Source organism: Roseicella aerolata (genome assembly GCF_020523605.1).
In the GTDB taxonomy this organism is placed as follows: domain Bacteria; phylum Pseudomonadota; class Alphaproteobacteria; order Acetobacterales; family Acetobacteraceae; genus Paracraurococcus; species Paracraurococcus aerolatus.
Genome location: NZ_JAJAQI010000047.1, coordinates 26751 through 38732, shown reverse-complemented (window position 1 = coordinate 38732; position 11982 = coordinate 26751). Strand labels below are relative to the sequence as shown.

At 71.9% G+C, this 11982-nt stretch carries 12 protein-coding genes; 2 read left to right on the top strand and 10 right to left on the bottom strand.

Features of this window, described 5'->3' with window-relative positions; all coding sequences use genetic code 11:
- Positions 1 to 80: 80 nt before the first annotated feature.
- Positions 81 to 506: an aspartate/glutamate racemase family protein gene (locus LHA35_RS23060; RefSeq protein WP_226612636.1), complete on the bottom strand. Its 426-nt coding sequence runs from the start codon at positions 504 to 506 to the stop codon at positions 81 to 83.
- Positions 507 to 661: 155 nt separating this feature from the next.
- Here LHA35_RS23060 and LHA35_RS23055 point away from each other — a divergent pair, with 155 nt between their 5' ends.
- Positions 662 to 1639 (top strand): Bug family tripartite tricarboxylate transporter substrate binding protein, encoded by a 978-nt coding sequence (locus tag LHA35_RS23055; protein ID WP_226612632.1) that lies wholly within the window; start codon positions 662 to 664, stop codon positions 1637 to 1639.
- A 102-nt stretch (positions 1640 to 1741) separates the two neighbouring features.
- Here the strand turns inward: LHA35_RS23055 and LHA35_RS23050 are convergent, their stop codons facing one another.
- From LHA35_RS23050 to LHA35_RS23015, 8 genes are all read right to left on the bottom strand, one after another.
- On the bottom strand, positions 1742 to 2356 hold the full coding sequence (locus tag LHA35_RS23050) for a TetR/AcrR family transcriptional regulator (protein ID WP_226612621.1): 615 nt from the start codon (positions 2354 to 2356) through the stop codon (positions 1742 to 1744).
- A 763-nt stretch (positions 2357 to 3119) separates the two neighbouring features.
- Positions 3120 to 3860 (bottom strand): hypothetical protein, encoded by a 741-nt coding sequence (locus LHA35_RS23045; RefSeq protein WP_226612616.1) that lies wholly within the window; start codon positions 3858 to 3860, stop codon positions 3120 to 3122.
- A 139-nt stretch (positions 3861 to 3999) separates the two neighbouring features.
- On the bottom strand, positions 4000 to 4677 hold the full coding sequence (locus LHA35_RS23040; protein WP_226612612.1) for a CBS domain-containing protein: 678 nt from the start codon (positions 4675 to 4677) through the stop codon (positions 4000 to 4002).
- Between the two features lie 278 nt (positions 4678 to 4955).
- On the bottom strand, positions 4956 to 5384 hold the full coding sequence (locus LHA35_RS23035; RefSeq protein ID WP_226612609.1) for a PaaI family thioesterase: 429 nt from the start codon (positions 5382 to 5384) through the stop codon (positions 4956 to 4958).
- The gene (gene hutI, locus LHA35_RS23030) at positions 5384 to 6586 is read right to left on the bottom strand and encodes an imidazolonepropionase (RefSeq protein WP_226612607.1); all 1203 of its coding nucleotides are present in this window, start codon (positions 6584 to 6586) and stop codon (positions 5384 to 5386) included. Before hutI ends, LHA35_RS23035 begins: the two co-directional genes overlap by 1 nt.
- A complete protein-coding gene (gene hutH, locus LHA35_RS23025) occupies positions 6586 to 8085 on the bottom strand; it encodes a histidine ammonia-lyase (protein WP_226612603.1) in 1500 nt (499 codons plus the stop codon). Before hutH ends, hutI begins: the two co-directional genes overlap by 1 nt.
- Positions 8082 to 9749 (bottom strand): urocanate hydratase, encoded by a 1668-nt coding sequence (gene hutU / locus LHA35_RS23020; RefSeq protein ID WP_226612598.1) that lies wholly within the window; start codon positions 9747 to 9749, stop codon positions 8082 to 8084. Before hutU ends, hutH begins: the two co-directional genes overlap by 4 nt.
- Positions 9750 to 9782: 33 nt before the next feature.
- Positions 9783 to 10490: a phosphatase PAP2 family protein gene (locus LHA35_RS23015; RefSeq protein ID WP_226612596.1), complete on the bottom strand. Its 708-nt coding sequence runs from the start codon at positions 10488 to 10490 to the stop codon at positions 9783 to 9785.
- Here LHA35_RS23015 and LHA35_RS23010 point away from each other — a divergent pair.
- Positions 10489 to 11457: a lipid kinase gene (locus LHA35_RS23010; RefSeq protein WP_226612592.1), complete on the top strand. Its 969-nt coding sequence runs from the start codon at positions 10489 to 10491 to the stop codon at positions 11455 to 11457. The two genes, LHA35_RS23015 and LHA35_RS23010, sit on opposite strands and share 2 nt — an antisense overlap.
- A 7-nt stretch (positions 11458 to 11464) precedes the next feature.
- Here LHA35_RS23010 and LHA35_RS23005 read toward each other — a convergent pair whose 3' ends face one another.
- Positions 11465 to 11977 carry an MOSC domain-containing protein gene (locus tag LHA35_RS23005; protein WP_226612583.1) on the bottom strand — a complete coding sequence of 171 codons (513 nt, stop codon included), beginning with the start codon at positions 11975 to 11977 and terminating at the stop codon, positions 11465 to 11467.
- Positions 11978 to 11982: the final 5 nt, after the last annotated feature.

Sequence of the window (11982 nt, the reverse complement as noted above, 5' to 3'; positions counted from 1 at the left end):
CCTACGGCTTCCTCGTGGCCGAGCGCTGCCTTTTCCCCCCTCAATCCCGCTTCACCGCGCGGCGGCTCAAGACACCTGCGCTATCCAAAGGCTTCCAGCCGCGCGGTGCCGGTCCGGCCTGAGCGCCACGTGCCGCACTCAATCGCCAGCATTCGCCGCCGCCTCACCGTCGGCCTTGTCCACCTCCTCCCGCGCTGCCCCTGCTGCCTGCAGAAACAGCGTATACGGCCAAGAAGCAAGTGACACAGTAAGACTAGGGCGACGAGGTCCTGCGCCGCGGCGATGAAATCCGGCAGCAGGCCGCGGGCGCCCTGCAGTACCACCCGCTCCGGGCTGGCGCCGCGCACCACGCGGTAGAGCACCGGGAAAGGCCAGGTGCCGGCATTGCCCATATCGCCGGGAATGCGGGGGAAGCGTGCTTCCAGCATCAGGATGCCCAGGGGCGCGCCGTAAATGGCCTTGCCGCCGCGGGCGATGCGCGACGGCCGAGAGTCCTGCAGGTTCATCCCGCGAGCCTAGAGCGGATCGCGGACGGGCGTGAACGCCCGGCGGCGGGAATCTGCTCTGCAATTCCTGAACTACAGCGGATCGGCGTTCATTTCTGAAGGCCGATCCGCTCTGGCCGGCTAGGCTGCCATGCGAAACGGGAAGGAGAGCCCGAATGCTCCGACGCGCGACATTGCTGCTGGCCTCGCTTCTGGCCGTGCCGGCCATGGCACAGGAAGCCTGGCCAGGTCGGCCGATCACCATCCTCGGCGGCTTCCCGAACGGCTCGGGCGTCGACATCTATGCCCGCAAGCTTGCCGAGCCGCTGACGCGCGCCCTCGGCCAGCCGGTGGTTGTCGACAACCGCAGCGGCGCCGGGGGCAACATCGCCAGCGATGCGGTCGCGAAGGCGCGGCCGGACGGCTACACCTTCCTGCTCGGCACCGCGGGCACGCATGCGATCAATGCCACGCTGTACCGCAGCCTGCCCTTCGACCCGCTGCGGGACGTGACGCATATCGCGCTGCTCGGCGACGTGCCGAACGTGCTGCTGGTCAACCCGGAGAAGCGGCCGCAGTACCGAAGCTGCGCCGAACTGATCGCGGTGGCGAAGGCGCGGCCTGGCGCCCTCAATTATGCCTCGACCGGCAATGGCGCCTCTACCCACCTGGCCGGCGCGCAATTCGCCGCGGCGGCCGGGCTCGAACTGGTGCATGTGCCCTATCGCGGCCAGCCGGGTGCGATGCAGGCGCTGCTCTCGGGCGATGTCGATCTCTTCTTCAACCAGACTGGGCCCTCGATCGGGCCGGTGCAGCAGGGCCAGGTGAAGGCACTCGGCGTCACGGTGGGCCAGCCCGTCGCGGCGCTGCCGGGCGTTCCGGTGGCGGCGGAGGCCTGCGGCCTGCCAGGCTTCGAGAGCAGCACCTGGTACGGGCTGTTCGGCCCGCCCGGCCTGCCGGACGCCATCCGCCAGCGGATGAATGCCGAGGTGGCGAAGATCCTGGCGACGCCCGAGTTCCGCGCCTGGCTGGTGGACAGCCAGGGCATCACCCCGCCCGCCGACACCACGCCGGAGGGCTTCCGGCGGGTGCATGAGGCGGACATCGCGCGCTGGGCCGCGATCGTCCGCCGATCCGGCGCCAGTGTCGACTGACGCACAGGGCAGGGCGGCACCCCTCCGCAGGCCGGCATGGCCCGCGGCCGGGCGTCTTGCGCCGCGGGTGTCGGCGCCGGTCGCCGCGGACCCCGCGAAGATCTACTCCCGGCCCAGAAGGGCGGTGACGCCGCTATCCAGCACCGCCTCGGCGGGGGGCGCACCGCTGCCGGGCTGCGGCATGCCGGCGCGTTCCAGCATGGCCATGCCGTGCGAGAGCGCCCAGACCTGCAGCGCGACGATTCGCGGATTCCGCTCATCCTTCGGCAGCAGGCCGGCAACCGCATTGGCCAGCGCTTCGAAGGGGCCGTCCTTCGCCGAGTCGGTGGCCTCCTCCGATGGCTGCACCGGCTGGAAGGCGAACATGGCGGCGTAGTAGCCCGGCTCCTCCCGGGCGAAGGCGAGATAGGCGGGCCCCATGCGGCGCAGCGCCTCCGCCGGGCTGACCGCGCCGGCGGCCGCGGCCTGCAGTCGCTGCCCGAAGAGCGCGAAGCCGCGCCGGCAGAGTTCGGCCAGCACCTCCTCGCGGTCCTTGAAGTGCCTGTAGGGCGCGGAGGGGGAGACGCCCGCTCGCCGCGCCGCCTCGGTCAGCGTGAAGCCTTGGGGTCCCCGCTCCGCGACGAGTTGGCGTGCCGCTTCCAGCAGCGCCTCACGCAGGTTGCCGTGGTGGTAGCCGCGTCGTGCGGACAGGTCTCGAATTGGTTGGGCCTGGGCCATGGCGGGCAGAAACCTGAGAAGGAGTGTACCTGCAAGCGGTTATCGCTTGCGCTGGTGCTTTGCCCGGCGTGGTGCCGGAACGCGCGCGGCGTGACTCGAGCCGAACTCAGGCTCGTGTGCGGAGACGATCCGGCAGTCGTCCAGGCCGCAATGTCGCCAATGATACACAGTATTCTATTTTTGAGGCAGGGCTTTCGCGATCTCCCTGAATGCATCACGCAGCCGGCGGCGGCCCGCGCCCGGAGGCCTGGCCGGCTCCGGCGACCGTGCCGGCGCGGCCGGGCGGCAACCCCTTGGGCTCTGACACGCTGTTCGTCTTGGCGTGGAGTCAGGGCTGCGGGCCCCGGCTCCTCGCATCCGGCCTATCAGCGGGGACCAGTATGGCAATGGTGTGGCACGCAGCCGCCATCCTGCCCTGCACACAGGGTACCGGGCGGCGAGGCAGGATGGCATCCGCGCGGTGTCGCCATGCACTTGCCAGCATCGTCCGGTTTGGCCCGCGCCTGGGGCTGCCGCGCAGTGGAGACGCCCGGAGGCATGATACCGACCGGTGCAGGTCCTGACCGGTCGCCACCATCGGCGGCCGAGGCCGCACAGCCGAGCCGCCGCAGGCGGCGCCGGTGCCTGAGGCCGCAGCGATGCGTCAGCGTTGTTGCGGAACGGTATGGCCCTTCGCTTCCGGGCAAGGCCCTGGACCGTCGGCAGGCTGCAGGGCGAGCCTGCGGATGGTCCAGGGCGGGTGCCGGATCGTGGGGCTGGCCGATCAGAAATCGATGTAGAGGATGACCTTGCCCGCCCAGCGGTCGCTGGCATGCGTCAGCCCGTGCCCGACCCCAAGATGCAGCCCGACCTTTTCCCCCAGCCGGAAGTCGGTCGTCAGGAAAAGCTGGTGCGCCTGGCCGGCCGACTTCGCGGGCCCGTCGATTCGGCCGAAATCCATGAAATGCTCGAGGCCGACCCAGGCCCGCTCCGCTACCTGTCGCACGCCGCGCAGCGCGGGCGCGAAGATCGGTCCCTCCCGCCCCAGCGGGAATTCCACGGCCGGGTTCAGGATCAGCTGCCAGGGGCCGGTTCGGATATCAATGATCGGCCGTAAGGTGATTCCCCAATCGGCGCTGGTGAAGCGGTAGGATTGGTGCCGCAACTCGATATCCAGGCCGAAGGCGAAGGGCCGGGTGTCCGCGCCCGGCGTGACGATGGTGTTGCGCAGCTTGAAGCCGCCGCCGAAGGCATCGCCGGAGAACTCCCGCGCCACCGGCAGATAGAGCGCCACCTGGTGCCAGGGCGCGGTGGCGATGCCGATCTCCGTCGTGAAGAGCGCGCCGTTGCGCGGCGCGCCGCCTTCCTCCAGCCGTCCGCGGCGCCCGAGATTGAAATGCAGATTCAGCTCCGGCTGCCCCGGCTCGGAGACCCGACCGTCGAAAACCTCGAACTCGTCGAAGACGGCGGCGCTGGCAGGCGCGGCGGCGAGGCAGCAGGCGAGAGCCAGGGCGAAGCGGCGCATGCCAGCGGCAACGCCGGCTGGTGCGAACCGTTCCGCCTGCGCCCAGGGCAGAGCGTGGACGAGGCGTGGTCGCCCCGTCGCGGGACTCAGGCCGTAGCGGACCGGCGTTCAGTTCCGAACGCCGGTCCGCCGCCTTCGGTCAGAGGCCGCCGATCAGGGGCAGGGGCGTGGGCTCGGTGACGACGCGGACCTCGCGCACCCCGGGGATGCCCTCGGCCAGCACGCGCAGCCCGCGCTGCACATCCTCCGACCGGCAGTAGCCATGGATGGTAACCACGCCGTCCCGCACCTCGGGGAAGATGAAATAGGCGTCGATCCAGGGCTGATCCCGCATTGCCTGCGACAGCGCCTGGGCAATCTCCCGGTCGGAGGCCGCGCCGCCGGACGTGCCCATCGGTTCGGCAAGGCTCACCTTCAGCAGGTCGGCGCGCGAGACGATGCCGCGCAGCTTGCCGTCGTGCACCACCGGCACGCGGCGGATCGCGCGGCGCTCGAGCAGTGCGGCGACCTCGGCGACCGGCGTGTCCTCCGTCACGGTCTCCACCTCGGCCGTCATCACGTCCCGCACCTTGCGGCCATGACTGCGCGCATAGTGGTCCGCCTGCGCGGGGGCCGAGCCGAAGAGGCTGAGGAACCAGGACCGGGGCTTGTCCGTCACCGCGGCCAGGCGGCGAATCAGGTCACCCTCGGTCAGCATGCCCAGCAGGCAACCCTGCGCATCCACCACCGGAGCGCCGGAGACGCCACGCTCGGCCAGCATCCGCGCGGCCGTCCCGACCGACAGATCGGGCGTGAGGGTGAGCAGGCTGGTGGTCATGATGTCTTTGGCAAGCACGGCGGGACCTCCCGGGAGTTCGTGATGGTGAGATAGCGCGTGACGCGCCGATTTCACATTGCGCCAAGTCAATCTACTGGCAATTTTTCAGCCACGTGCCTGGCGCGGAGCGCGCGACGGCGCTGCGGCGTCCGGATGCGGGCCCAGGGCAGATTGCGGCTGCCCAGCGCTGTTTCAATGTGGCTGCGGACATCGGCCGTGACGCCATCCACGCGCCCGGCCGGCCTCGCCGGCTGCAGGCCAGGCTGCCGCCCCGGCGGCTATCGTCCCCGCTGCGGCGCGATCACCGCCCAGGTGGTGGTGATATGGACCGAGAGGTCATCCGAGCCTTCGGGGCGGATCAGGATCTCACCGAACAGCATGCGTTTGCCGCGCTTGACGATCCGCGCCTGGGCCAGCACCGGCCCGCTGCCGGCGGGGCGAAGGAAATTCACCGTCATGGTGCTGGTCACGCTGTCATCCCGACCGTTCGTGGTCGAGAGCAGCGCGGCCCACATCGCCACATCCGCCAGGCCCATGAGGGCCGGACCGGAGATCGTATTGCCGGGCCGCAGCAGGTTCGGCTTCGCCGGCAGGCGGAGCAGCGCCACGCCGCCCTCGGCCGCCAGCACTTCCACCTCCCATTCGCCGGCCAGTGGCACCCCGGATCGCATGATGGCCTGGATCTCGGCCGGGCTTGGTATCGTCATCAAAGTCCTTCGACCACGCGGCCGCAGCAGGGATTGCCGCCGATCCAGTAGCAGAGCTCGGCCGGGCGGGCGATGCGGTAGAGGGCGAGGTCGCAGCGCAGGCCGGGCTCAAGCCGGCCGCGATCGGCAAGGCCGAGCGCGGCGGCGGCATGCACCGTGACACCGCGCAGCGCCTCCGTGACGGTCAGGCGAAACAGCGTGCAGCCCAGATTGAGCATCAGGAGCAGCGAGAGGGCCGGGGAGGAGCCGGGATTCATGTCCGTCGCCAGTGCCATGCGCAGGCCGGCCGCGCGCATGGCCGCGACATCCGGTCGCTTCTCCTCCCGGATGAAGTAGCAGGCGCCGGGCAGCAGCACGGCGACACTGCCAGCGCGCGCCATCGCGGCGATCCCCTCCGGGCTGGCGTGTTCGAGGTGGTCGGCCGAGAGCGCGCGGTAGCGGGCGGCCAGCGCGGCCCCGCCGAAATCGCAGAGCTGGTCGGCATGCAGCTTCACCGGCAGGCCGGCGGCACGGGCGGCGTCGAAGACCAGCGCCGTCTCCTCGGGGGTGAAGGCAATGCGCTCGCAGAAGGCATCCACCGCATCCGCGAGGCCCTCGCGCGCCGCGGCCGGCAGGATGACCTCCGCGACATGGCGGGCGTAGTCGGTGCGCCGGCCGGCGAATTCCGGCGGCACGGCATGAGCCGCGAGCAGCGTGGTGACGACGGCGACGGGATGCGCGGCGCCGAGGCGGCGTGCCACGCGCAACTGGCGCAGCTCCGTCCCGGCCTCCAGCCCATAGCCGGATTTGATCTCGACGGTCGTCACGCCCTCCGCCAGCAGCGCTTGCAGGCGCGGCGCCGCGGCGGCCAGCAGCGCCTCCTCGGTGGCGGCGCGGGTGGCGCGCACCGTGGAGAGGATGCCGCCGCCGGCGCGCGCGATCTCCTCATAGGTGGCGCCGGCCAGGCGCTGCTCGAACTCCCCGGCGCGGTCGCCGCCGAAGACGAGATGGGTGTGGCAGTCGATCAGCCCGGGCAGGATCCAGGCGCCGGCGCAGTCGGTGATCTCGGCGGCGTGGCCGGCCAGGGGGAGAGGCAATGTGGCGCGCGGGCCGACCCAGGCGATGCGGCCATCCTTCGCCGCGACGGCCCCGTCCTCGATGGGGCCGAGCCCCTCTCCCTGCATGGTGGCGAGGTTGGCGTTCAGCCAGACGCGGTCGAACATCAGGCCAGTTCCAGCAGCGCGGCGAAGCGGCCGCGCTCCACCAGCGCCTTCACCGCGGCGATATCGGGCGCCATGGCGCGGTCGGCATCCCAGGCTGCGGCGACGCCGCGCACCAGCCCATGCGCCCGCTCGATCGCCGGCGCGGATTGCAGCGGGCGACGGAATTCCAGGCCCTGGGCCGCTGCCAGCAACTCGATGGAGAGAATCCCGGCCAGGTTGTCCGCCATGTCGTGCAGCCGCAGCGCGGCGCCGGTCGCCATGCTGACATGGTCCTCCTGGTTGGCGCTGGTCGGCAGGCTGTCCACGCTGCGCGGCATGGCCAGGGCGCGGTTCTCAGCCACCAGCGCGGCGGCGGTGACCTGGGCCAGCATGAAGCCGGAATTGAGCCCGCCATCGCGCACCAGGAAGGCCGGCAGACCGGAGAGGGCGGGGTCGGTCAGCAGCGCGATGCGCCGCTCGCTGATCGACCCCAGCTCCGCCAGCGTCAGGGCGATCGCATCGGCCGCGAAGGCGACCGGCTCGGCGTGGAAATTGCCGCCCGAGAGGATGTCACCCCCCTCGACCACCAGCGGATTGTCGGTGACGGCATTCGCCTCCCGCTCCAGCACCTGCGCGGCATGCGCCAGCAGGTCGAGGCAGGCGCCCGCCACCTGGGGCTGGCAGCGCAGCGAATAGGGGTCCTGCACCCGCGGGTCACCGAAGCGATGGCTGTCGCGGATGGCGCTGCCGGCCAGCAGGCCGCGCAGGGCGGCGGCCACCCGGATCTGGCCGGGCTGGCCGCGCAGGGCGTGGATGCGCTCGTCGAAGGGCGTGTCGCTGCCGCGCGCTGCATCGACACTCATGGCGCCCGCCACCAGCGCGGTGCGCAGCAGGTCCTCGGCCGCGAAGAGTGCGGCGAGGGCGAGGGCTGTGCTGACCTGCGTCCCATTCAGCAGCGCGAGGCCTTCCTTCGGGCCGAGGGCCAGCGGCGCGATGCCGGCGCGCTGCAGCGCCGCGGCGCCGGGCATGACCGCGCCCTCGACCAGGGCCTCGCCCTCGCCGATCAGCACCAGCGAGAGATGGGCGAGCGGCGCCAGGTCACCCGAGGCGCCGACCGAACCGCGTGCGGGGATTGCCGGCGTGATGCCGGCCTCCAGCAGCGCGAGCAGCGCCTCCACCACCGCCGGCCGCACGGCGGAGGCGCCGCGGGCGAGGGAGAGCGCCTTCAGCGCCAGGATCAGCCGCACCACCGGGGGCGGCAGCAGCGGCCCGGTGCCGGCGGCATGGCTGCGCACCAGGTTGAGCTGGAGCTGCGCGAGCTGATCGGCCGGGATGCGCGTGCTGGCCAGCTTGCCGAAGCCGGTATTGACGCCGTAGAGCGCCTCGCCGCCCGCCATGCGCGCGGCGAGGGTCGCGGCGGAGGCCTCGACCGGTGCGCGCCAGTCCTCGGGCAGTTCCAGCGGCGCGCCCTCCATGACGGCACGCAGGGCGGAGAGGCCGGCGCTGCCGGGGGCGATCAACGGGACACCATGGGCAGGTCGAGCCCATGCTCCCGCGCGCAGGCGATGGCGATGTCGTACCCCGCATCGGCGTGGCGCATGACGCCTGTGGCCGGGTCGTTCCACAGCACCCGCCTGAGGCGCCGCGCCGCGTCCTCCGTGCCGTCGCAGACGATGACCATGCCGGCATGCTGGCTGAAGCCCATGCCGACGCCGCCGCCATGGTGCAGCGAGACCCAGGTGGCGCCGGAGGCGGTGTTCAGCAGCGCGTTGAGCAAGGGCCAGTCGGAGACGGCGTCCGAGCCGTCCCGCATCGCCTCCGTCTCCCGGTTCGGGCTGGCGACGCTGCCGCTGTCCAGGTGGTCACGGCCGATGACGATGGGGCCGATCTCGCCGCGCACCACCATCTCGTTGAAGGCAAGGCCGAGCCGGTCCCGCTGCCCCAGCCCGACCCAGCAGATGCGCGCCGGCAATCCCTGAAAGCTGATCCGGGCGCGCGCCATGTCGAGCCACTGGTGCAGATGCGGGTCGTCCGGGATCAGCTCCCGCACCTTGGCATCCGTCCGGTAGATGTCCTCCGGGTCGCCGGACAGCGCCGCCCAGCGGAAGGGGCCGATGCCGCGGCAGAAGAGCGGGCGGATATAGGCCGGCACGAAGCCCGGGAAGTCGAAGGCATTGGCCAGCCCTTCCTCCTTCGCCATCTGGCGGATGTTGTTGCCGTAGTCGAGCACCGCGGCGCCGCGCGCCTGGAAATCCAGCATGGCCTGGACATGCTGCACCATGCTGCGCTTCGCCGCCGCGGTGACCGCGGCGGGGTCGCTCTCCCGCTTCGCCTCCCACTCCGCCAGCGTCCAGCCGGCCGGCAGGTAGCCATTGGCCGGGTCGTGGGCGCTGGTCTGGTCGGTGACGATGTCCGGCACCACGCCGCGGCGGACCAACTCCGGGAAGACCTCCGCGGCATTGCCCAGCAGCCCGACGCTGATGGCACGCCGCTCCGCGCAGGCGGCGCGGATCATGGCGAGCGCCGAGTCGAGGTCGTCGGCGCGGTGGTCCAGGTACTTCGTCTCCAGCCGCTTCTCGATGCGGCTCGGCTGGCACTCCACCGCCAGCACAGAGGCCCCAGCGAAGACGCCCGCCAGCGGCTGCGCCCCGCCCATGCCGCCGAGGCCGCCGGTCAGGATCCAGCGCCCGCCCAGGCTCCCGCCATAATGCCGGCGGCCGGCCTCGGCGAAGGTCTCGTAGGTGCCCTGCACGATCCCCTGGCTGCCGATATAGATCCAGCTCCCGGCCGTCATCTGGCCGTACATCATGAGCCCTTTGCGATCGAGTTCGGAGAAATGCTCCCAGCTCGACCAGCGCGGCACCAGGTTGCTGTTGGCGATCAGCACCCTTGGCGCGTCCTTGTGGGTCTCGAAGACGCCGACCGGCTTGCCGGACTGCACCAGCAGGGTCTCTGTTTCCTCCAGCCGCCGGAGGACCGAGACGATGGTCTCGTAGCTCCGCCAGTCGCGGGCGGCGCGGCCGATTCCGCCATAGACCACCAGCTCCCCGGGCTTCTCCGCCACCTCCTCGTCGAGGTTGTTCATCAGCATCCGGAGCGGGGCCTCGGTGGTCCAGTGCTTCGCGGACTTTTCCAGGCCGCGCGGGGCCCGGATGGCGGGGGCGTTGCGGAAGCGGTCGGTCATGGCGGGCAGGATAGCCATGGGCGGCGCGCCGCGTCAGCTTCTGCCGCGCCAGGTCCGCAGCGCCAGCCAGCACCCCATCGCCCAGGCAGCGCCGAGGCACCACCCCGCGAGCACATCGGTCGGCCAGTGCACGCCCAGCCAGACCCGGCTGCCGCCGACCAGCAGCGTCAGCAGCACGGCGGTCGTCAGGATATAGGCCCGGTGCCGGCGCCGGCGCGAGCCCGCCGCCAGCAGCGCCCCCAGGGTCAGGAACCCGATGGCCGAGAGCATGGCATGGCCGCTCGGGAAGCTTGGCGTCTGCACCTCCATCAGCCGCGCCACCAGCTCCGGCCGCGGACGGCCGAAGCCCGCCTTCAGCAAGGTGTTCAGCAGCAGCCCGCCGGGCAGGGAGAACACCAGCAGCACCACCGCCCGCCACCGCCGGTCGAGCACCAGATAGCCCAGCGCCACCAGCGTGAGCAGGCCGAGCACCGGGATGCTACCGAGCGCGGTGATCTCCCGCATCCCGAGGGTCAGCCAGCGTGGCCCGATCGGCTGGTCCGGCATGTCCGGATTGCGGAGCGCGCGCAGCACCGCCTCATCGAAGTGGTGCGGGCCGTCCTCGATCAGGTCGAGCACCGCGGCGAAGCCCAGCAGCCCGGCGGCCAGCACGGCCAGCGCCGCCATCGCGGCCCCCTGGCCGATCGCGAAGCGCCCGAGCCGCCGCAGCAGGCGGAAGGGCGGGGCGGCGATGTCATCCATGCCGTGGCAACCCGCGGCGGCTTCGGCGGTTGCAACGGCGCAACAGGCCGGAGCTGAAGCCATCGACACCGGGACACCCGAACTCGGTCGGGCGCTGCTGTTCATCAACCAGAAGGCACGCAGCGGTGCGGAGCAGGCTTCGGCCGCGGCCGAAGCCCTGGCCGCGGCCGGGATCGAAGCCGTGCCCATCGAGGCATCGGAGGGACTGAGCTGCGCCGAGGCAATCATCGCCGGCGCCGCGCCGGGCGGTTTCGACCGCGTGGTGATCGGCGGCGGCGACGGCACGCTGAACGCCGCCATTCCCGGCCTGCTGCAAACCGGGCTGCCCCTCGGCATCCTGCCGCTTGGCACCGCCAACGACCTGGCGCGCAGCCTCGGCATTCCCACCGAACTCGAGGCGGCGGCGCGGGTCATCGCCACCGAGGCGCCGCGGCCCGTCGATCTCGGCGAGGTGAACGGACATCCCTATTTCAACGTCGCCAGCATCGGCTTCAGCGCGGAACTCGCCGCCGAACTGAAGGCGGAGGCGAAGAAGCGCTGGGGCAGGCTCGGCTACGGCGTGGCGGCGCTCGGCCTGTTGCGGCGCGCCCGGCCCTTCCGCGCGGAACTGATCCATGATGGCGTGGTGGAGCGGGTGCTCACCATCCAGGTCTCGGTCGGCAATGGGCGCCATTACGGTGGCGGCATGACGGTGGCGGAGGAGGCGCGGCCCGACGACGGCATCCTGGATGTCTACAGCCTGGAGGTCACGCGCTGGTGGAAGCTGGTCGCGCTGCTGCCCTGGCTGCGCCGCGGCACGCAGGGCCAGTGGCGCGACGTGCGGGTGTTCCGCACCACGGCGCTGGAACTTCGCACCCGCCGGCCGCGGCCCATCAACACGGATGGCGAACTGACCGCCTGGACCCCGGCGGTGTTCCGGCTGCGGCGCGCGGCGCTCCGCGTCTTCGCGCCGCCGGATGGCGCATGAGGGGGCGTCACGCATCCGGCAAGCGCGTGACGGAATCGCCGAGCCTGATCGCCCCGCCCTCCAGCACCCGGGCGGTGATGCCGCCATGGCCGCGCACGGCGTTGTAGCCGCCGGGGCCGAATTCCTCCTCCATGCGGGAACAGGGATGGCACTCGCCGCTGCACTCGAGCAGCGCCGCGCCGATGCGGAAGCGCCGGCCCTTCAGCGCCAGCAGGTTCAGGCCGGCGACCACTAGGTTTCGCCGCAGCCGTTCCGGGGCCGCCGCCGGCATGCCGAGATAGCCGGCGATCGCCGCCAGATGCTCGGCGGCCATCAGCGTGACCTGCCGTGCGCCGGTCGCCGCGCCGCGCCAGCGGTCGCCCTCCAGCCCCGCGCCCGGCAGCAGCCGCGCCACCTCCACCGCCAGCATGGGCGCGCGGCGGGCCGGGCGCAGGCCGATCCATGCGAGGCGCCCCGGCGCCATCGGGCCGTCCAGCAGCCGCGCCAGGGGCGAGCCGGGGGGAGGTGTCCTGCCGTTCATCCGGG